The organism is Pseudoflavonifractor phocaeensis (assembly GCF_016901735.1).
Taxonomy (GTDB): Bacteria; Bacillota; Clostridia; order Oscillospirales; family Oscillospiraceae; genus Pseudoflavonifractor_A.
In genome coordinates this window covers 1-22,290 of sequence record NZ_JACLZC010000012.1, presented here as the reverse complement: position 1 = coordinate 22,290, position 22,290 = coordinate 1, and the positions used below count along the sequence as shown (strand labels likewise).

The window sequence follows — 22,290 nt, the reverse complement described above, 5'->3', positions numbered from 1 at the left end:
CTATCCCACAATGGTGGTTTCCTGGACGGCCAGATTGTCGTAATTCATGGCGATCAGCTTCCCGGCGGCTTCTGTGGTACACATGAACCAGGTGCTCACGCCCCAGGCATCCATCCTTGTGACGGTGAAGAAGTCGGTTTCGGCGGGAGAGGGATTTCTGGCGTCAAGATAGCGGTCGGAATAGAGGTAGACCAGATCCACCTCCCGGTTCGGCAGCCACTTGGCCTGGCGCGCACGCGGTTTACCATTTTTCAGAGTCTTTTCCCTGGGGTTCTCAAACCACGCCAGTTCCTTGATCTTCAGGCCGGTGAAGGTATCCATGAGCCGCTGGGCAATCTCCCGGTGGGTAAATACTCCGCAGTCCCAGGAGCCCATCAGCCATGTCTGTATAAAGTCGCCCACCTTGCTGCCGGGAGCAGGCGGCCCATAGACGCTCTCGTCCTCCCACATGACCTCCATCTTCTCACATTGATCTGGCCGGGGACAGGACTTCTTGTTGCCGTATCGGTACATGATATTCGCATAACCGAAGTCCTTGCCGGTTCGGTCATGACCGACGGCTTCCACTTTATAGGCAGTTATGGACATTGCAGTTCCACCTCCTGAGCCAGTACAAATCCGCACAGCCCAAGGGAAGAGTCGATGACAAATACCCGGATGTGCTCCCGTTCCATGCGCTCCCGCAGTTCCTCGATGCTGCAGCAGGCGGGAAAGCCGTAAGAGATGGTCCCGCCCAGAAGGTCTTTGTACTGTTCAAAAAAACCGTCCACGGTGATCTCGTCCATGCCGAAGAGGATGTTGTCCTGGATCACATTTTCAAACCAGTGGGCCAGCAGGCCGGTGAAGTGAACGGATACTTTCTCTCCGGCCTCGGTCCGGGTATCCATGTGCAGGGTATGGGCTTCAAAATCAGCGCAGTAGCGCAGGACTCTGTTGTCGTGCAGATTGTCAAAAGATTGAATTACCATACTCATGCCAACTCTGCGTCCAGTATCTGGACTTGTTTTCCTTCCTCGTTCACATAGTAAAGGGCGATATAGTCGATGCCGTCCCGCTTGACCTGTTCCCAAGGCATACGCTCGCCGTTAATCAGTTCCACAGTATCCGCCTCATCCGGTTCGAAGTCTTCTTTTTCGTCCTCGTAGTCCACGCTGTACCCCAGCTCCAGCACCAACTTGGAGGCGGGGATCTCATACCGCTTGAGGGGACGGTGTTCCAGCTCGGATGGATCATGTTCATCGCAGAACATATTGTCGTAGCCATGCCGCCCGCCGTCGAAGATGACGAACTCCTCGCCGCTCTCCGGGTCACGAGCTGTCACAAGTTCGGGAGCGAAATAACTGGGAACAATATATAGCTGTGGTTCTGCGTTTAAGGTCAACAGGTCACCGTAGTACCAAACCTCCAGCAGTTCATTGCCAGTGGTAGAACACAATGTCACGGTGGGCAGGCGTTTCTGTGCCCACTCCTTCACATGGCCGGTGAGCCAGGTAGGATATTTTTCACTCATCGTTCGTCCTCCTTACAGCACCCAGGACATGATGCTGGTCACAATCAGCACGATTCCCAGTAGGAAGAAGATCGCCCGCCTGGAGCCGCGGCCATAGCGGTGAGAGTCCGGCTTGCCGGTAGGGTCGCACATCCAGTTCCAATTCAGAATTGAGCCAACCACGGACACAATGCCCATGATCAAAGTCACCCACTCCCAGTGTGCCTGTAAAAAGGCCGTGATCTGCTCGCCGTTCATTTAAGTTTCCTCCTCTCCTTATCCCTATCCCTGTATATCAGCGTCAACGGGGCCTTTTTTCAGCGTTCCATCCACAGTGATCACATGGCCCCAAAACATATCGTCGTCCTCATACCAGGCGGTAAAACGGCCGCCGGGAGATACTGTAAACTCGGTGAGCAGGATACGCCGGGCGAACTCATCCTCAGTGATGGGGTCTTTCTCCGGGTCCCGGTCGGTCTGGTCATTGTCCGCCAGCCACTCGTTGGCCTGAGCGGTGAGCTTTTGGGCAGCCATCGCACGCAGGGACTTATCCCAGGCTTCCTGGTCTGCCACCAGTTTCTTCATCACATTGGTGACACGGGTCCAGGACGCTTTCTTTTCAATCTCCACATCCAACGAGATCCGGACTTCTTTTCCCATCCACTTACAGGTTCCCTCGAATATGCTCATCTCACGATCCAGCGTGAGGGTTCCCAGCACTTCGTCCTCCAAAAGAATGGGCTTTGTGTATTCCGCCCAAATCTTCTCCAGCGCCGAACAGGGGATGTCTTCCTCCAGCACCTCCGTGACATACCACTGAGGTTCGTAGAGGGCATCACCTTTCCAGCCGCGGGCCTTGATCCGGTAGATATTGCCCTTGGCAAACCGCTTGGAATAGTCGCTGGCTTCCCGTTCCTTGTCCGTCAGCGGCCAGCTCAGGTAGCATCGGCCGGAGATCACCTGTCCGGTCTGGGCATCCGCCATGGCGAGGGCATGGGTATGTGCCGTCCAAAAGGTATCCAGAAAGGTTTTGTCCGCGCTGATACCATCCTGAATCAGTACCAGTTTTTCCTCATCTTCCGGGACATATAGGGCAATAAAGTCCTTGACCGTTCTCTTTTTCATGGCGTTCTCCTTACGCAAATACCTGCTGGTATTTCTCTTTCAGTTCCTTGGGCGCTGTCTTGATGACCTTGCTGCCGCCGTTTTCAGAGGCTGTGCCCCAGATGGCCCAGAGCACATCACACCACAGGTAGGCCAGCGCCCTTTTGTCATTGCCGGATTCTTCCGGCAGGTAATATTCCAGATGCCCTTTGATCTCCAGCAGAGCATCCAGGCTCTCCTCATTGGCGATCAGGGCGCGGAACTCCTTTGCGGGCTTCAGATTCTGCATGGACTGTACTCCGTGGACCAGCACCGGCAGGGACTGGGCAGTGAACCCGTACTGCTTGAACAGAATATGCAGGAACTTCTCCTGCAAAGAGGAGTGCTCGTCATCACATCGATCCAGGTAATCGCACACCAGCCGCCACCACTTCGGCCCTTCCAGTCCCAGGGCGAACACGGCAAAGGTGCCAGGCATAGCACAGGCTTCGTCCGCAAGGTTTTGGTACCACTCAAACTCCCGCATAGCCAGACGAGCGTATCGCTCCATAGCTGGATGCAGATTGGGGTGCTGCACAGCGCAGGCAAAGAGCTGATTGACTCCCTTCTTGGGCAGGCCGGGAATAGGCAGATAGAGTTTTTCCTTCCCACGGAACTCCACCGAGTAACTGCGGGGAAATTCCTCCTGCTCCAACACCGCACACAGGTAGTCCAGGATTTCAGCATAGCACTCCTCGGTGGAGTCCCTGGCGGTGATGCGGATGGCAGCAAACGCATCATTGGCCGATGCGATGAAATGCTCCGTCTTACGCTGCTGGATTTCCTTTGGTAATTTGCCGCTGCCGGCTGTTTTCAGCTGCTTCACCATATCTGGGCGGAGCTGGGAAACCAGGCCGAGGATGTGTTCAGTCGTGAGGGATTCAAAACTCTGCCCGTACACGGTATGGCAGATAGCCACATAGCAGGCAAAGCGCAGTAGACCTTCGTCCACATCCTCCGGACGCAATTCCGGCAGTACTGTGCAGGGCGGAAAGACGGTAAACCCATCTTCCCGCTCTCCCACAAGGAAGTAGCGTTCCTGCACCTGCTTTTCTATGTACTTCTCCAACTTATAGCGGATCTCTTGCCAGCCCACCAGTCGCCGCAGGGCATCGCAGAATGTAACAGCTTCCTCATAGGGGAATCCCTTCAAAGGCAGTTTGGACAGATACCGCTCCAGGAGCTGGCTGGGAAGAAAGGGTGTCCCGTTGTGATTTCGCACCACGGTCGGGTAGGCGGAGTGATTTTCACGAGCGGTTCCGTTCAGCACATCCTGAATGCAGAGATCCGCCTCCGCCAGCACCTCCGGGGAAGTGTCCGGCTTGTGGATCAGATAGTAGCGGTCATGTACGCCATCACGCTTTGGCAAACTCATGGCAAGGTCTCCTCTCAGGTTTGCTGATGCCGCATGGATACGATTTGGCAGTCTGGACAGAATTCCACATAGAGCGTGCCCTCCGCACAGTCAAACACCGTATCCCACTGGATCTGCGCCAGATACTTCATAGGTTTCCCGCAGTGGGGACAGATGGTATATTCCGCGTCCTGTACCCAGTTGGCAAAGCCGCCGATGGTGTTCACATCCTGGCAGGCCGCACCGTAAAACAGGGGCACAGGCATCTTGCCCAGCACAAAGGGATTTTCCGTGAGGGCCTTGTAGTCCTCGGGACTGACATAGCAATCCGTCTTCTCCGCTCCGTCAAAGAGTTCGGAGGGAAAGACCTCCACGCCGCCATCCAGAGCGAACCGGTTGAAGGCGGGGCCTTTGAGGAATCCCACGCAGCTGGGGCAGCAGGTGGCAGTCAGGACACCATCCAGCCCCAGGAACCGGAGCCGCTCATCCCGGCCATCCAGCACCAGCATGTCCACCATGCGTCCGCCACAGTGGGGGCATGTGTCCTCCCGTGCCCGGCCAATGCGGACGGGAGATTTCTCGCCGGTAGTTCCTTTGACCATAGGATAGCAGGTATCGAAGTTGAGTTGGATTTTCTGGCCCTCTTTGTCGAAGGTCCAGCCGCCGATCTGTGCATAGCTGGATGGGTCCACATAGAGGCCCTTGCGCCAGGGCCGGGGATTTCGCTCCAGCTCCAGCAGCGTCTCCATTGCCTTGTCATCTCCCTGCATAGCAAGGCAACTCATCAGGTTAGAAGCCGCGCTGGAATATTCCGAAGACAACAGCGCATGAATCAGACCATCCCGCACATCGGCGGGAGCGTGATAATAGATTTCACACGGCCAGAACACCTCTGCGGCCAGTGCCGCCCGCTGAATCTCCGGGGTGATGGCATCATGGTACCCCAGCAGCTGCCAGAAGTCGGTGAACTCCGGGTCCTCCATATCAGCCAGCCGCTGGATGTTCTGAATCAGGTTTCTTTGCTTTTCTGTGATTTGTTCCGGTGTCCAAGCAAGAGCAGCCTTCCGCTCCTGTTCAGATTTGCATTTCCAGCACAATCCCTCATAGCCCAAGGGTGTCCCACAGCCGGGGCAGGTGTACTTCAGGCTCATATTCGTTGACTCCTTTCCAAAGATAGAAAAACGCCCCGCGACACCCTGTCACTTGGACAGGCTGACGCAGGGCGTGAAAAGGCCGCAAGAAAGAAGCCACATCTACCCCCAGATGTGGTTTCCTCCGCAGGCAAAATCCATTTTTTATATAGAATCAAAGTTATCTTTAACTGATTCGTGTGCATCTCCCAAAAACTTCCGCCTACATCACGCATGATTCCATGCGTACAGTGTAAGTTGCTTGTGATACTTTCATATATGGTTAATTGCTTCTTTCAAACAATAAGGTCGGATGGTTCTTTTCCATCATACCTAATTACATGGAAATTATCAACTAAAACTTGAATCGAAAAATCCCAGAAACAGTTCTCTGTTAGGGAAACACATAGATGCTGGCGGACAACACGCGTACCAATTTTTAGCACGCAATATACAAAGAAATAGGTGCTATAAAGCATATTCAAAAAAGGCCTTTAAGCCAGCAAACCGAGAGATACGGGCTATAAACAAATTCTAATACTCAAAAACTAATTATTGTAAGAGAAATAAAAGCATTTAGCGCTGTTTTTTCGAATTTTTCTCACTTCAGTGCCTTCTTCAGAAGAATTTCTCCCTCCGCTTGTGATGGTCAATATTTATAAAAGTATATAACTATTTTCCAATCTTTAAGAGAGTTGTCCCCGCTTTGAGAGATTATTGGTAATCTTTTCACGATTATTCGTTTCTGATTCCTAAAACGACTTAAACGGTTAAACTAAATTTTTTCTGGTACTTTCTAATGGTTTTCAACCCTTTTCGCTACATTTTACTCACTCTTTGGTGCCCTTAATTCCACTGTTTCCGAGTGTTCCGACGCTGTCTGTGGTCAAACATGTGGTCAAAGAACCCTTCTTGACCAGGCGCGGCATCCGCTGCCACCGCCTGTTCAGAAGGGCTCTTTTTTCATGTTCAGGTTTGGGGTATTGTACCTCTGCAGAGGCCGAGAAGCAAGAGTTTTTTTCGAGTCAGGCGTATCAATTTTTAACACGCCTATACAAAGAATACAGCCTGATGCGTATTATATTGAAAAAACAGATATTGTGTCGTATCATAAAATAAATATTAAAAGTAGTGCTTAAGATTTTAAAAAACGGAGTCCTGTATCACGGCTACACATAATGCATAGGAAGTATCACTAAAATGAGAAATGTGTCTTCTATTACTACCTAATAGAAACCGCTCACAAATGGGCAATCGCTAATGAATTTATTGAATTGCGTACATTCCTGGACAATTCGAATTTGCTGTAAAAATGCAGAGGATGATCGTATATGCCATTAACTCATGTATGCGTGTGGGATTCTAAAATTGGATATCGTCGTATCACGGTAGAAGATGCTTGCAAGATGTATCCCTATGGTGCGTCAGCACGAAGTGGCCATTTTGTGTGTGAATTATGCGCACAAAATGTTTTACTTACCGCCCCTGGTATGAATGTTCAACACTTCCGTCATGATCCGGCATCTCCCAATAAAGAATGCGACGAACGCCAAGCTTCTTTTGATCCAAACTACGGCCGATCGCTGCGAGCACTTAACAGCCATATAATGCCTTTGCGTCTTGTTGTAACAGGATCGATGTTTTCTCTACAATTAGGGTTCTTCTACCCTCCAGACCACAAGGCACACTGCGACAAAATTAAGATAGCCGGAGATTCACACCAAGTTTATGAATACTCGTTTGAACGAATTGAGCGGATAGGAACCACCTACTTGAGTGTTGGCTCTATTCCAAGCCAGATTTACTGTGTTGAATATGTAAATGCTAATCCCGAATTAAGAAGATTTTGGTCCGATAATATACCGGGAATTAATCAGGCCGGCTCCTTCTTTGACGGACGAACTGGCCAGATTCTCCAATCTGGCGGAAAGGCGTATGCCGGAAATTTCTATTATTTATTGCAACGACATCCAATATATACTTTCCCTGCAGATATCGAAGCAATGGAAATAGCCAAAACGCGCGCAAACTCTTTCAATAGTTGGTATTTATATAAAATTCGTATTAAAAGGTTTTCAGAACGCTCCGCAAAGTTTTTTCTTAAATATGCTATTTTCTTGACCGAAAAACCAACAAAATTCTATCCTATCTGGCCAGCATACATACAGGCCCCATATTTTATATACCACAACTCAGCGGAGTTTTACTTCTATTTATGCGGTGATGATGCTGAACTGAAATCATATCCCGCAACTGCGAATGTGCTGGGTACTCAAGACGGGAAATTATACAAGCTCTGTACAAGGGAAAGAGAACAGCTAATCTCACTTGGCAAATCTGGAGCCTTGGGATTCTCCTATTTGGTAAAGCAACCCTTGCGCAAAAAGGCACCGTTACCAGCAATAATCATATCTGACCATTCTGGCAACACGCTGAATGAAGAGAGCTATGCAAAACTCCCCAAATTAAAGTGCATATCAGTTTCTTGCCCGTATGATGGGAAGGCTGTGGTTCAAAGAAATGGTAAGACTGAATATATCTACAAGCTTTCTGGCGAGGAGCATTTAACAATCGACGAACTATCATTTGGCACAGAGATACATTTTTATCAAGGCTGCGACTACATTCGCTCCATTCGTTTTGAGCAGGAAACCGTCAACATGGATGTTATGTTGCTGGATGCTGTGCTTGTCAAAAAATTGAGTTCTTGCTCTGGCCCGATGATTCCTGTAACGCATGCAGTTGGAAGTTTTGTCAGTAAATTCTCGAAATATCCCCAAACGCAAAAATGGCTCTGCAAGGCTTTGCGGCGAGGCGAAATTTCCCGTACAGCTTTAAATTTGCTCAGGAAAACCATTCAAAATAATCCTGGGAGGGATAATGATGATTGACAATGAAGTTTCCTTCACATCACTGTGCTACATTACAGTAGATTACGAAGGGCGTATATGGCTGAACCGTTTAGCAGATGTGGAAGATGATATTTTACATACACCATTCAAGTCGGAACGGACGGATAACTATTTTGAAAACAGAGATAGACTGTACCGCAACGATGGGCCTACTGCGCTTGGAACGGTCGGTATTTGGGAGTGGACAGCAATTCCTAATAGGGATAACCCAGCAATTGACTATGTCCAGTCGTACTATGTCAAAGACTACTCGCCGGTACGTGTAGTAGTTCTTATGGCAAAGTCTTTAGACGAAGTGGTTGAACAACTTCAGAATGGAACTGCTCGTACACAAGCTTACTTTTGCGATACACTTTTTTGCTATGAACCTAAATGGGGGCAGTTCGCAGGCGTACTGTGTCGTGCAAATGAGTTCAACATTTCGGATCGATGTGCAAAACTTTCGGAAACTGTCTACTCCCTGCCAAGCTACACAATTTCCTCCGGGGATATCTATAATTGGGATGATCGTAACCTAAGATTTCTAAAAACACTTCAGGTGGGAGAGCCTTCTGGATATGTTTCAATAGGAAATACAGACGAGGTTATTCGCACGCTCATTCTTGAACGCACCACATGGCCTTTGTTTAAGGAGTGTATTGGTGCCACCAAGGCTGAATGGAAACATTGCAAACTTCTTCTTGAGAAGATTTGCGGAGAATCTTTGTACGACGCGATTGTTCAAAAACTAAATTGTACTCTGGACCAAGCAAAACAGACAGTTGATGATTTTGTTAATCGAGCAGATGCATTGATTAAAGTCGGCGATATCGATGTTAATGTGTTGGCTGAAATTGCAAAGAATCACGATGAATTAAGAGAATTATGCGAAAAAGCCGTATCCGTGGAATGGCATAATTCTCATGCTGCTGAAATTTCCAAAGCTGAGGCAGAAGTTTCAGAAATGGAAGAAACAATATCCATTGCAAAAAAGCAGCATAGTGAACTACTTGCAGAAATTGCCACAAAACAAGGTGAACTTGATCGGTTACTTGCAGAGATAGCGCAATATGAATCGATTGGAAAAGAAACGCTGGTCGCAGTGCGCCAGAAAATTGCTGACGCGCAAAAAGATATGGCAGGATTCATTGCTGATATTTCTGTTTTTCTGCCTCAGTCAAATGCAACCTTGCCGTATGGGAATCCCCCTGCCTCATGGCAATACAGCAGTACCAGTGGCCAATATTCTGATGAGGATATTGAACTCGCAGAAAGCTGGCGCAATGAATATGATGCAATCTATCAGAATTTGTCATGTGCGTTGGGCATTGAACCAGACTTCTGCTCAATGCTCACTGCTTTTCTGTATGCAACCCATATCAACAATGTGCCAACTTTGATTGCAGGCCCTGGGGGACAGGATATTGCTGAGGTGCTGTCTGTTTCGATGTACGCAAACGGAGCAGGACAATTGACTTTAGGAGATGAATGTGACCTTTCTATAGTGGAAAGAATCAGCGAGGCTGACGATTCTATTGTGTCGGTTCAAAATATGTTCGGAAAAGGGTGGACGGATGCATTACCGCAGAAGTTTACAAGACTCAAAAAGCAGATAATCTGGACCCATCCATATGTCGAGGATATGCTTATTGAGCCGAAAGGCCTTTATAATTACATGCTCCCCGTCCTGAGTGAATGTTTTATAGGAAGTTTACCTGCTCTCGAGACATGGCCAAGTAAACGCGCTGAGAAGTTCCAACCATATGTTTCTGAGGAAAAACAGTCTCTCCGGATATCTGCATTTAAGCGTTTGGGCCTTAGCAAACTCCTATTGGGCCAGTTAACCCGTGTCCTGTCCGATGCAAAATGCATTTTGGAGAATCCCGCAAAAGATAAGGACTTGGAACTGCTCTTTGGTGTGCTTCCTCTCTGCGTACTTACCGGGAGATTGGATGTCTTAAAGGATGTTATTGAAGGCGAGAGCGGAATCTCCAGTTCGGTAAAAGCTGAAGTTGCAAGATATATTGAGGAAGAGTGAACGATATGATAAACGACCTAATTGTTTCAATTGGAAGGCAATTAAATATTCCGCAGTCAGATGACAACGAATGGGTTTGTCGGGTCGTTTATAGTGTTGCTGGGCAAATGGCTCTCGCTTCGCTTTGGGATCACACCGAGGATGGAGGTTCAGTTTCTATTCAGCACTTCAAAAGCAGAATTGGCCAGATTTTTGATGCTTATGAAGGCATTTATCCGAAGATTGGATTTCTCCTCCCGCATGACAAGACGGATTTGATTGAGGAAATGTACTCTATCTATCTGCGAAATGGGTTCTTTTATCATTCCGCTTATCAAATATCCCCAGCCGCTCTTGCAACTGGAGGAAATGGGGATCTTGTTCTTCACAGAGGTATTTCACCTGACTTGAAGTTATTTATGAGCGGATTGGGTTTCTATTCCGTTCAAACTTCAACTTCCGACAGGACAATATCATCAATGTTTGGTTTGCAGAAGCAGTCGTTTGAAAGCTATCTCGAAGAACTGTTGGCGCATTGCGAATGGGAACAAATAGAATGGCCAGATAACTCAGAGTTTCTGCGGCTTGATCCTCCATTTAAATGGGGGTATTGGCAACAGATTCCCGAAAAAAATGACCATATATCCCTTGCAAGATATGGTGAACCAAATAAAATTTTTGTATTTTATCGATACAGTAATGGGGTATTTCTGAATACACCGATTCCAGAATGGAGAATGCGGGACTATTTTTCAAATGTTCCAGGCAACCACGGCGAATATAGAAGGATTGCAATATCACTTCTAAAAAAACATGGAACACTTCCAGAAATCAAAACGAAGGCAAAGGGAAGTCTGATAGAAATCAAACTTGGCTATCGTCTGCCACCTTCGGAAGAAAACTTCTTCAAACTCTATAGCTGGCCTGTGCGATATGATTTTACATCAAAAACGCCCCAAGTCTTTACAAGAATGATGGCAAGGCAAATCTATCCTATGTTCAAACATGAGTTGGAATCAATGGGTTACTGCTTTGTGGAGGAATGATTATGTCCAATGGTGCAAACGGAGTTCACTTGCAACTGCGTGAAGCTCTGGAAAACTATATAAAGTCGCAATATTTTGGGAAGTCACCTATTTTGCTGTCTGCTGCACAAAACAAGCTAAATCAAGAAGGTGTTCTTTATCAAAAACCGTATGTTGAATCATCACCTGCTTACAAGAGTACGACAAACGGAATCCAGTTATCTCCCAAGTTACCTGATTGGTTGAAAGACTATTTTAAGGCGCTATCAGATGCCAATCTTGGCGTATACCCATCACCTTTCTGTCACCAAATTTCCGCTTTGGAAGCGGCATTTGAGGGTAAGGATCTGTTTGTGTCAACAGGTACAGGCTCTGGTAAGACGGAATGCTTTATGTGGCCCTTGATGGCAAAACTTGCTTCAGAAGCAAGAAATAACCCTGATAGCTGGGCTATGCGTGGTGTCCGAACGATTATCATGTATCCTATGAACGCTCTGGTTTCTGACCAGATTAGTCGTTTGCGTCGTTTGATTGGTGATCCAAACCACCGATTTATAAATATATTCCGCACCGCCTGTGGAAATAATTCCCGCCGCCCTCAATTCGGCATGTATACCGGCAGAACTCCTTATGCAGGTAAGGAGCCCCGACGTAGTGAGGACCGTTCACTTGCGGCAACATATTCTCGTATGGTCAATCCAGAAAGCGACGAAGAAAAAGCCTTTTTAGAGAAACTAATTAAGGACGGAAAACTACCGGCCAAAGAAAATTTTGATGAATTCCTTGAAAAACTCTATAACGGAAAACATATTCCGAACGATGAGGATGCAGAACTGGTAACTCGTTTTGAAATGCAGCAATTCTGCCCCGATATTTTGATTACAAACTATTCCATGCTTGAATATATGCTTCTTCGGCCAAGAGAGCATAAAATATGGTCAGATACTCAGGCATGGCTAAATGTAGATCCGAATAATAAGCTTCTATTCGTCATCGATGAAGCGCATATGTATCGTGGTTCTGCAGGCGGCGAGGTATCATTGCTCATCCGGCGTTTATTCCATCGTTTGGGCATTGATCGCAGTAGAGTTCAATTTATATTGACTACTGCAAGTATGCCCAACAATGACGAGAATGACAGGTTGGCCGTCAGGACATTTGCAAATGAATTGACTGCATCTGACGACATGCATCCGTTCTGTTATCTCACTGGCGAACGAGAGGAAATAGGCAGCGGAAGCGCAGTTCATATTCCCTTCAGTAAATTTAAAAAATCTATTCCGGATGCGTTTGAAGGCGATGATCCGGAGCGCCTTATGGCACTCAATGGATTTTGGACAGGTATTGCCAATAGTCCTGCTCCATTCGTTTCCTCTGAAGATGCATACCAATGGCTATACGACCATTTGGTAGACTATGTACCATTCTGCCAAATGTTCAAACTTTGCCGCGGAACAGCAGTCTCTTTACAAGAATTAGCGGAGTCTATCTTTCCTGATAATAGTTCAGAAGATGCCCTGCACGCTGTCAGTGTTATGCTTTCGATCGCACCTTTGGCGCGAAACGAAAGTGGAAGCGTTTTGTTTCCGGCAAGAATACATATGCTTTTTCGTGGAATCAAGGGCGTTTACGCTTGTACTAATCCAGAATGTCCTCATTCACACACGGAAAACGGATTAACATTGGGTGAGGTCTATTTTTCGGATGGTAACCTTACTTGCAAAGAATGCGGAAGCACAATTTATGAGTTATACAATGATCGCCGGTGCGGTAGTATTTTCTTCAGAGGTTTTGTGCTGAAGCAAGATTTTGAAGCCAGAAGACGTACATACCTCTGGCACCAACCTGGTATGATAAATGAAAATGAGGTTAAAGAAATACATCTTTTCATTCCGTCCGCAGATTATCGATTGCCGGAACGTCAAGGACAGAATAAAATTTCGCCTTGCTATTTGGATGTTCAAAGCGGCTTCATCGACTTTTCTGATGATTCCCTGGATGGAAAGCAGGGCATCAGGAAGCTGTATTATAGCGGCTTCACAGCAAAGGCCAGACCGGATATTCTGACATTTTCCACCTGTCCACATTGTCGGCATGAACTATCTAAGATGCAACTGACCTCTTTTAGTACAAGAGGCAACCAGTCCTTCTTCAATCTGATTAAAGCACAATTCCAAGCTCAACCCGCAGTTCCAGGGAAAACAGGCGATCCCGATCGACTTCCGAACGAAGGACGGAAAGTTCTGCTTTTCTCGGATAGCCGTCAACGTGCAGCTAAACTGGCAAGAGATATGTCTGACGCATCTGATATAACTGCAGCCCGACAGCTTGCGGTGCTTGCCATTGATCGAATGGAACATGAAGTTGCGGAACAGTCCATGAACTATTTCTATGACTACTTTGCAATGGTAGCTGTAGAGCATCATGTTCAAATTTTCCATGATAGCGAGACAGAAAAACAACGAGAACGGTTAATTGAGCATGGAACACAGGCACTGAAGAATTACACACGTGCAAAGAAACGTGGGCAACAGTACACTCCTCGCTTTACTATTGATAATGCGCCTACCCAAATGAAGGAACAGCTCATTCGTTTTTACTGTGGAGGATATAATACGCTGGTTGATTCAGCCCTCAGTTGGATAGAGCCTACGGATGCTGCAAAATGGGATGCACTTGATGCGTTAGAGGAAACAGGCATCGAAATAAGTGAGGAGGAATTCATGGAATTCTTTAATGCATGGATTCTTTCAACTTGTGATACTTCGGTGATTCTTGGACATACCATCCCGGATGTGATTCGTGAAAAAGCGCGGCCAAACTATGTGGGATATGGCATTGATAAGAGCAAAAAGTTTTCGACCGATATCCGCGAAATAATGGGATGGAGCGATAATGATTCCGTTGCTGCAAAGTGGAGCCAGATTTTGCGGGAAACATTTATGGACGAAGGTTCGTCTTCCAACGGAAAGTATTATATTGATCTTTCTCGTATAAAACCGCGTTTTGATTTAGAACACACGTGGTTCCGTTGTGAACGATGTTCAGAGCTCACGCCGTATTTATTAAAGGGGAAATGCCCAAGTTGTCAGTGCGAAAAGATTCATCCCATGACAACGGAAGAAATTGATGCATTGGCTTTTTGGCGTAAGCCCATTGAGGATGCGCTTCAAGGTGACACCATTCGTGTAATTGATACTGAAGAACATACTGCACAACTTTCCCATAAAGATCAGCGGGATGAACTCTGGTCCAGGACAGAGCAGTATGAACTTCGCTTTCAGGATTTTTTGCAGAACGGCGAGGCGCCTGTAGATATTCTGAGCAGCACAACTACGATGGAAGTAGGTATCGATATCGGATCGTTGGTTGCTGTCGGTTTGCGCAATATTCCTCCTATGCGTGAGAATTATCAGCAACGTGCTGGTCGTGCTGGCCGTCGCGGTTCAAGTCTGTCTACGATTGTTACTTTTTGCGAGGATGGCCCCCATGATTCCTTGTACTTTTCCAACCCAGTACCAATGTTCAGAGGTGATCCCAGAAGTCCGTGGATTGATATCAGCAGCGAGAAAATCACCCAGCGACATCTTGGTATGGTTGCACTTCAAACCTATCTGAGAGAGAAATCTAACAGTTTGGATGCTATTCCCGCCATTGAATTTCTGGATGAACACCTACAGCCTTTCAGCAGCTTTTTGGCAATCTTTGAAATTAGCAAAGATGATATTCTTGTGCCCGTTGGATCCAAAGGTGCATTAGGTAGCTACAAAGATGAACTTGAAAAATCTCTGTCGGCGCTGAAGCAAAAACGAGATGATCATCCTGAATTGTTTGAAACAGATGATAGCAGTGATTCTGGGAAAAAATCGCTTTTGGATGCGCTTTATGAAGAGGGTGTTATACCTACCTATTCTTTCCCCAAAAATGTTGTTAGCACATATATTTCCGATGTCAGCGGGAAGGTAAAATATCAGGTTGAACGAGGGTTGGATGTTGCAATTGGTGAATATGCGCCTGGCAGAGCGATTGTTGTTGATAAGACGACCTACCAGATTGGTGGTTTGTATTATCCCGGAGGAGAGCGGAGCGAAAGAACTGCTGCATCTCCAGCCAAAGCATTTATTCAGGATGCAAGCTACCGAAAAAGCATTCGTACCTGCAGTCAGTGTGGTTGGTTTGGCTTAGAAGAGGATAACCCTGATACTTGTCCTTTCTGCGGCAATAAAGCATTGACAAATATGTTGCCAATGCTGCGCCCATGGGGATTCGCACCACGAAATGCCACATCCATTGAAACGGCACAATTGAATGAAGAATACTCAGCAACTCAGCAACCTCTATATTCCACACTACCCGATGCAGATGATGTTACGACGGTTAATGGATGTGCCAACGTCCGAATGGCGGTTCGTCCCAATCAGCGAATTATCATGCTTAACAATGGTGTTAGTGGTAAGGGATTCACAATCTGCTGTGACTGCGGTGCTGCAATGCCCGGAGATAAACCCTCGGTCCTTAAGGATATTTTGCGTCCATATAGATCCAAATTCATTAAGACACGTTGCAAACATAGCGATACAATCAATGTGAATCTTGGATATGACTTTGTTACAGATATGCTTGTCCTGGAATTTGCTTTGGATCGACAGCAGATCGATATTAATCCCACCAGGAATTCTTGGCTTAATCGTGCTGGACAGTCTCTTGCAGAAGGCTTGCGTTTGGCTGCGTGTCAGGAGTTGGACATTGAATTTACAGAGCTTGTGACTGGTTTTCGTGTTCGACAAAATCGTAAAGGAGATTTCGTTGATATCTACTTATATGACAGTCTCTCCAGTGGTGCCGGCTATGCCGTTAGTATTGAATCCTCCATTCGCCAGTTACTTACCAAAACTCGAGAACTTCTTGAAGGATGTACCTGCGACAGTGCGTGCCACAGGTGCCTAAAGCACTATCGAAATCAATATATCCATAGCGTTCTGGATCGTAAGGCTGCACTTGATTTGTTGAACTGGGGAGAAACAGGAGTAAAAGTATCTGCGGTCCCACAGGGAGGGCAGCAGCATCTTTTGAAATCTTTGGAACAGATACTACAGATTTCTGGCGTACACATTGATGTTAGTCATGCGCCAATTTTTGCGGAGGGAAAGTATAGTAAGAAAAAGATAATCGTATATCCAGCCATGTGGTCGAAACCCACGTCGACAGATACTATTTTTGTGAGTGATGCTAATCTGAAATATGCCAAGCCCTATGCGTTGAAAACCATTTTAGACAATTTATAATTAGAGAAGCCACAAATCAACCAAACAGTGATTTGCGGCTTCTCTAATACTATGATATAAAACACGATGGAAGTTACGAAAATACTTATTAATATTCGATCGTGTTGTGAGGGAAGGGGGTGCAGTCCAGAAGCTCCAGCAGCTTCTGCTGCAGCTCCTTCTCGCCCAAGCGGTCGCAGTCGTTCAGGATCTTTTCCTGAGGCCGGTCCACATAGGCGCTCTGGAACAGCTGGCGGGCCAGACGATCATCCCGCTTCAGATCCTCCACCAACAGCGGCAGCACGTCGTTGCTGACCAGCAGATCGTACAGGTCCCAGCCCAGCAGTTGATTGGCCGTTCCCTTGTCCTGAAGGTGGTCCTCCGCCGTGTTGAGCAGCAGCTTTGCCATCTCAAGGGCAGTCTGAGGGTCGCGCCGGCCGGTTTCCACCAGGAGGTTCATGGTGTGCATCTCCGCCAGTTCCTCCTGGGACCAGCGGCTGGCCGCCTGGGGAAAGGCGGCTATGAGCAGATCCCGGCAGGCCCACTCGTTTTCGTCAAAGTCCCACCGGCGCACCATGTCCTCCAGTTCCGCCTGGGAAAACCGGCGTGGCGTCTCTTCCGCAGAGGGATCCGTCACTGTGACGGTGACCTGAACGGTGGGCGGGGCTGACTGCATCAGTTTGGCCTTTTCCGAGGGCTGGAGGGAGGAGATGCTGCCGAAGTCACCGCAATATCCGCACTCCCACCGGCTGCCCCGGATTTTTACGGGACTGCCGCAGTGCGGGCATCGAATGGTCGCCATAGCGGATTCCACCTTTCTTACCTGTTCAGCAGCCACACCATACCGGCGGCGGTGCGCTCCGCCGCGCGGTCGTAGTGGTTGCCAGGATTCAACTGAAACACTGTGTCAATCCCCTTGTCATGATAGAAGGCCTGGATCTCCTCCGTATTCTGCCGGACGCTCCGCAGGACTGGGTTCCGGGTCTTGCTCTCCTTGTCCCCCAGGGAGAAGTAGATGCAGTCCGGCCAGCGCTTGGGCTCATTGGAGAAGAGGTACTCCTTCATGCCGGGAAACCAGAGGGAGCCGGCCATGCTGCCCACCCGGGAAAACAGATCCGTCTGGTAGAGGGCGTACAGGGCGAACAGCCCGGCCAGGGAGTACCCGGCGATCCCGCGCCAACAAGGAACTCCGGCAAGCTCCTTCTCTGCTGTTGGGATGATCTCCTTGGTCAGCAACCGCAGATAGTCGTCCGCGCCGCCGGTGCAGGGCTCGGCGTTTTTGAAGGCGGGCGGACTGTCCCAGGACGCCATATCGTGGTTCCAGTCCAAATCACTGATGGCAACCAGCGTGAACGGCGGGCAGCCGGCAGCCTGCGCGGCCTCATATACCTTCCGTCCCTCGTCAGAAAAGGTGTTGAGGTAGACAATTGGGACAGTTGCCTCAAGACATGGAAAAATGGATACCATTTTGCCTTGGGTCGAGAAGGCGTACCCAGCTTACATCATCCGCTTTCTGTTTCGATAGGGAGTTTTGCACAGAATAGTCCTGCTTATGGGACAAATATCATGTTAAACTGGGTTCTCAATGATGGGAAATGGGATAGATCAAAGCCGAACAGCTTTGTCGATGTTTGCCAATCAGCCCTTGCTGGATTTTGTAATTCCAGCTATACTAAGTACAATATACATCGCCAAAGAGAAGATTGGAAGAGGGAACGATTATGCTGTCTCCCGGCCTCTACGAACAAGTTATCAATACTGCCCTAAACCGCGAGCTTTCGGAGATTCCTGACGCCCGCAAATCGGTTGCGCCCATTGACAAGGCAGAGGCATCGAAAGTACTGGCGCAGTATCTGGCGGATGTGGTACAGAAGGGCCTCGACAACGTACTGGACAACGGTGGAGACATCTCCACGCAGATTGGTCTCGCCAATAAGATCGTAGATCTCATTCAGAACACAACCCAAGAAGCTGACTTTGCCACGCTGAGTGTTGACCAGCGGGCAGAGCAGCTTCTTGCGCTTTTACGGGAGCAGGACCCCCGGCTGGCCGTAGGCAAAACGGCTGCCGACCTGATCCGGCCGGAAACCTCCATCGCCCAGAGCAGCCTGTTTACCGGGGCCATTCATGAGCCACAGATGTACACAGAGTTGAAAAAGGAGATCGTCTCCGCCGACCGCATCGATATGCTGGTGTCCTTCATCAAATGGAGCGGCCTGCGCCTCCTGCTGGATGAGTTGCGGGAGTTTACCCAAAACGGAGGAGAACTGCGTATCATCACCACCTCCTACATGGGAGCTACCGATGTGAAGGCGATCGAGGAGCTCCGAGCATTACCGAACACCAGAATCAAGGTCAGTTACGACACCAAGCGCACCCGGCTCCACGCCAAGACCTATGTCTTCTACCGGGATAGCGGCTTTACCACCGCCTATGTGGGCTCCTCCAACCTGTCCAACGCCGCTATCTCCAGCGGCCTGGAGTGGAATGTGAAGGTTACCCGCAGGGATCTGCCGGAGACCATCGACAAGATTGCCGCCACCTTCGAGAGCTACTGGAATTCCAGCGAGTTTGAGTACTACTCAGAGGATCAGAAGGAGCGGCTGGCCCGGGCACTAAAGGCGGAAAAATACTTCGATTCCAATAACGCCGAAGTCTACACCATGGACATCACTCCCTATTCCTACCAGCAGGAGATTCTGGACAAGCTGGAGGCGGAGCGTACTGTCCGAGGATATACTCGTAACTTGGTGGTAGCAGCCACCGGTACCGGAAAAACGGTGATCTCCGCTTTGGACTATAAGTGCTTTTGCAAACAACACTCTGGCAAACCCTGCCGACTGCTTTTCGTGGTCCATCGGGAGGAGATCTTAAGGCAGAGCATGTACACATTCCGTGGTGTTTTGAAGGACGCCAATTTTGGAGAGCTGTCCGTGGGTAATTACCGGCCGGAGAGTATCGACCACCTGTTTCTTTCCATTCAGACCTTCAACTCTCAGGATTTCACCGCTAAGACTGCCCCGGACTTTTATGACTACATCGTTGTGGACGAGTTCCATCATGCGGCGGCGCCTACCTATCAGAAGCTACTGTCCTACTATCAGCCCCAAATTCTCCTGGGCCTGACTGCTACCCCGGAGCGTATGGACGGCAAAAGTGTACTGCCCTACTTCAACAACCGGATTGCCGCGGAAATTCGTCTGCCGGAAGCCATTGACCGCAAGTTGCTGTGTCCCTTCCAGTATTTCGGTGTCACCGACACGGTGGATCTGAACACATTGAAGTGGAGCGCCGGCGGCTACGATAAGGGAGAGCTTTCCAATCTATACACTCTCAGCGGAGCTGTGGCCAATCGCCGCGCCGATTTGGTGGTGTCCTCGCTCTTGAAGTATGTGACTGACATCGATGAGGTAAAGGGCCTGGGCTTCTGTGTTTCTATCGAGCATGCGGAGTTTATGTGTCACTATTTCAACGATCGCGGGATTCCGTCCATCTTTCTAACCGGAAAATCCTCCGATGAGGAGAGAAAAGACGCCAAGGGGCGGCTGGTGAGTGGCGAGATTCGTTTCATCTTCGTGGTGGATATCTATAACGAGGGTGTTGACATTCCCGAGGTCAACACCGTGCTGTTCCTACGTCCCACCGAGTCCCTGACCATCTTCCTCCAGCAGCTGGGCCGTGGCCTGCGGCTTGCGGAGGATAAGGAGTGCCTGACGGTGCTGGACTTCATCGGCCAGGCCAATAAGAAGTACAATTTCGAGGACAAGTTCGCCGCCCTGTTGTCCAACACCACTCGTAGCGTAACTCGAGAAATTAAAGACGGATTCGTTTCTGCACCTAAAGGGTGTTATATACAGTTGGAAAAGAAGGCCGCCAAGTATATTCTGGACAACATTCGCGCTTCCTACGGCAATACTGCCGGGCTTGTGTCTCGGGTAGCCAGCTTTGCGGAAGATAGCGGTTTGGAACTGACCCTGGCAAATTTCCTGGACTATTACCACTTGGACCCCAGGGCAATTTACAAGTTTTCTTCCTTCTCGCGGATCTGCGCCCGGGCGGATGTGATTGCAGGTTTTAGCGAACCACTGGAGGAGGTGCTCACAAAAGCCCTTGGTCGGTTGGCCGTTGTGGACTCCCGACGATGGATCCGATTTTTGCTGGATGTGCTGCCGCGTCTGAACGAGGTGGACTTTACAGCACTGAGTGAGCTGGAGCAGCGGATGCTCCAGATGTTCTATGTGACTGTTTGGGGCAAGGCGGCGGAGAGCTGGGCATCCGATGAGGTGCTGGACAACCTGTACGTCCTCTCGGACAGCCCGGTGCTGCTGGGTGAGCTTCTGGATTTGCTCAAGTACCGGTATGAGCAGATTGATTTCATTGACGAGCCAGTAGAACTTGGCTTCGATTGCCCGTTGGATCTCCACTGCACTTATACCCGTGACCAACTGCTGGTGGCGATGGATTTCATGAAACCAGCAACGGTGCGCGAGGGAGTCAAGTGGTTGCCGGAAAAGCAACTGGATGTGTTCTTTGTGACACTGAATAAGGCAGATAAAGACTATTCGCCCACCACCATGTATCACGATTATTCTATCAATGAAAACCTGTTCCACTGGCAGAGCCAGAGCACCACGGCGGCGGACGCTCCCACTGGCCAGCGATACATCCATCATCGAGAGCGCGGAAGTAAGGTGCTGCTGTTTGTCCGAGAGTTCAAGGTGGACCGGCTCACAGGAGGCGCTGAGGCCTATACCTTCCTGGGTACAGCAAACTATGTGAAGCATGACGGGAGCAGACCTATGAATATCACCTGGCAGTTGGATCGACCGATTCCGGCGAAGTTTTTGAAGAAGACAAATAAACTTGTTGTGGGATAAGGAGGGATTGGAATGACCGAACTGGAGAAAATTGCTTATGCAAAGACCTATATCGAAAAGCTTGCCAACGGAATCAATCCATTGACAGATCAACCGGTTCCAGACGCTGATAGTATAAATAATGTTAGAATATCCCGCTGCCTTTTTTATGTGTCCGATCTTCTGAGGCAGATCGTGGAAAATGGAGGCGTATCGCAAAGAAAAACAAAAACGGCAAAGGTGCCGTTTCAACTTGACTATGAAGCTCGGAAAAATTTTCGCTACTCTGAAACTCCGATTCCAATCAGTGAGATCACAAGACGCATTAATGAGTTGATCCAATCGGAAGATATGAAGAAGCTAAATTATAAATTCATCTCAGATTGGTTGATACGGGCAGGTTTTCTGGTATTAGTTACAAACGATGATGGAACGACAACTCGAAAGCCAACTGATAATGGGATACAGCTGGGAATTACATTAGAGCAGCGTCAAGGACAAAACAGAGTTTATACAGTGGTCGTCTATAACAAAGTGGCCCAACAATTTATTTTAGACAACTTAGACGCAGCAATTGAACTGAGCCAAAAGTAAGATATATGACAGAAGTAGTCGCAGCTCTGATCTGGGATCAAGACAAGTTTATGATTTGCCAGCGCCCGGCCCACAAGGCCAGAGGGCTACTGTGGGAGTTTGTGGGTGGCAAGGTGGAGCCAGGCGAGACAAAAGAGCAAGCGCTCATCCGGGAGTGCCAGGAGGAACTGGCTGTCACGCTGGATGTGGACGAGGTGTTTATGGACGTTATCCATGAATATCCGGATTTGACCGTCCACCTGACATTGTTTCATTCTACAATCCAGGAAGGAACACCACAAAAACTGGAACACAACGATATTCGCTGGATTACGGTAAATGAGATTGACCAGTATGAGTTCTGCCCAGCGGATGCGGAGATATTGCAGCGGCTAAAAAATACCGTTTGATGTGTGTCACCGCTTGTCAAGTATCCATTTGTAGGTTTGTCAAACATATTGGACAGTGAACTCAGAGGGAGAAAGCCAGCCCAGGGGCCTCATGGGAAAGTTGTTTGAGCGGCGGTTGTGGACAGCAAGTTGCTTGGA

At 48.5% G+C, this 22,290-nt stretch carries 16 protein-coding genes; 7 read left to right on the top strand and 9 right to left on the bottom strand.

The genetic code is table 11. The features are described 5' to 3' along the window. From H7U37_RS04290 to H7U37_RS04260, 7 genes are read right to left on the bottom strand one after another with little or no spacing between them, the layout of a single operon-like run. Complete coding sequence (locus H7U37_RS04290) at nt 1-588, bottom strand: hypothetical protein (RefSeq protein WP_204873903.1); 588 nt, start codon at nt 586-588, stop codon at nt 1-3. Beyond that, on the bottom strand, nt 579-968 hold the full coding sequence (locus H7U37_RS04285) for a hypothetical protein (protein WP_243414228.1): 390 nt from the start codon (nt 966-968) through the stop codon (nt 579-581). The genes H7U37_RS04290 and H7U37_RS04285 overlap by 10 nt, the downstream gene beginning before the upstream one ends. A gap of 2 nt (nt 969-970) precedes the next feature. Further along, on the bottom strand, nt 971-1,510 hold the full coding sequence (locus H7U37_RS04280; protein ID WP_204873901.1) for a hypothetical protein: 540 nt from the start codon (nt 1,508-1,510) through the stop codon (nt 971-973). Nucleotides 1,511-1,522: 12 nt separating this feature from the next. Continuing rightward, the gene (locus H7U37_RS04275; RefSeq protein WP_204873900.1) at nt 1,523-1,747 is read right to left on the bottom strand and encodes an Imm17 family immunity protein; all 225 of its coding nucleotides are present in this window, start codon (nt 1,745-1,747) and stop codon (nt 1,523-1,525) included. A 24-nt stretch (nt 1,748-1,771) separates the two neighbouring features. After that, nucleotides 1,772-2,614 carry a DUF2262 domain-containing protein gene (locus H7U37_RS04270; protein WP_204873899.1) on the bottom strand — a complete coding sequence of 281 codons (843 nt, stop codon included), beginning with the start codon at nt 2,612-2,614 and terminating at the stop codon, nt 1,772-1,774. A 10-nt stretch (nt 2,615-2,624) separates the two neighbouring features. Continuing rightward, on the bottom strand, nt 2,625-4,007 hold the full coding sequence (locus H7U37_RS04265; RefSeq protein ID WP_204873897.1) for a DUF6138 family protein: 1,383 nt from the start codon (nt 4,005-4,007) through the stop codon (nt 2,625-2,627). Nucleotides 4,008-4,021: 14 nt separating this feature from the next. Next, nucleotides 4,022-5,137 (bottom strand): hypothetical protein, encoded by a 1,116-nt coding sequence (locus H7U37_RS04260; RefSeq protein ID WP_204873895.1) that lies wholly within the window; start codon nt 5,135-5,137, stop codon nt 4,022-4,024. A gap of 1,310 nt (nt 5,138-6,447) precedes the next feature. Between H7U37_RS04260 and H7U37_RS04255 the strand changes: the two genes are divergently transcribed. The 4 genes from H7U37_RS04255 to H7U37_RS04240 are packed head-to-tail and all read left to right on the top strand — an operon-like array spanning nt 6,448 to nt 16,334. Continuing rightward, nucleotides 6,448-8,007: a hypothetical protein gene (locus tag H7U37_RS04255; RefSeq protein WP_204873893.1), complete on the top strand. Its 1,560-nt coding sequence runs from the start codon at nt 6,448-6,450 to the stop codon at nt 8,005-8,007. Next, nucleotides 8,000-10,045 (top strand): coiled-coil domain-containing protein, encoded by a 2,046-nt coding sequence (locus tag H7U37_RS04250; protein WP_204873891.1) that lies wholly within the window; start codon nt 8,000-8,002, stop codon nt 10,043-10,045. Before H7U37_RS04255 ends, H7U37_RS04250 begins: the two co-directional genes overlap by 8 nt. A 5-nt stretch (nt 10,046-10,050) precedes the next feature. After that, entirely contained in the window at nt 10,051-11,070 is a 1,020-nt protein-coding gene (locus H7U37_RS04245; protein ID WP_204873889.1) for a hypothetical protein, read from the top strand. Nucleotides 11,071-11,072: 2 nt separating this feature from the next. Continuing rightward, on the top strand, nt 11,073-16,334 hold the full coding sequence (locus H7U37_RS04240) for a DEAD/DEAH box helicase (RefSeq protein ID WP_204873887.1): 5,262 nt from the start codon (nt 11,073-11,075) through the stop codon (nt 16,332-16,334). 88 nt (nt 16,335-16,422) lie between these two features. Here the strand turns inward: H7U37_RS04240 and H7U37_RS04235 are convergent, their stop codons facing one another. Further along, nucleotides 16,423-17,115 (bottom strand): hypothetical protein, encoded by a 693-nt coding sequence (locus tag H7U37_RS04235; RefSeq protein WP_204873885.1) that lies wholly within the window; start codon nt 17,113-17,115, stop codon nt 16,423-16,425. 17 nt (nt 17,116-17,132) lie between these two features. Continuing rightward, nucleotides 17,133-17,780 carry an alpha/beta hydrolase gene (locus H7U37_RS04230; protein ID WP_204873883.1) on the bottom strand — a complete coding sequence of 216 codons (648 nt, stop codon included), beginning with the start codon at nt 17,778-17,780 and terminating at the stop codon, nt 17,133-17,135. A gap of 254 nt (nt 17,781-18,034) precedes the next feature. Between H7U37_RS04230 and H7U37_RS04225 the strand changes: the two genes are divergently transcribed. The 3 genes from H7U37_RS04225 to H7U37_RS04215 are packed head-to-tail and all read left to right on the top strand — an operon-like array spanning nt 18,035 to nt 22,152. After that, nucleotides 18,035-21,190, top strand: a complete 3,156-nt coding sequence (locus H7U37_RS04225) for a DEAD/DEAH box helicase (RefSeq protein ID WP_204873881.1) — start codon at nt 18,035-18,037, stop codon at nt 21,188-21,190. Between the two features lie 12 nt (nt 21,191-21,202). After that, the gene (locus tag H7U37_RS04220; protein WP_204873879.1) at nt 21,203-21,763 is read left to right on the top strand and encodes a hypothetical protein; all 561 of its coding nucleotides are present in this window, start codon (nt 21,203-21,205) and stop codon (nt 21,761-21,763) included. A gap of 5 nt (nt 21,764-21,768) precedes the next feature. Further along, nucleotides 21,769-22,152 carry a (deoxy)nucleoside triphosphate pyrophosphohydrolase gene (locus tag H7U37_RS04215; protein WP_204873877.1) on the top strand — a complete coding sequence of 128 codons (384 nt, stop codon included), beginning with the start codon at nt 21,769-21,771 and terminating at the stop codon, nt 22,150-22,152. Nucleotides 22,153-22,290: the final 138 nt, after the last annotated feature.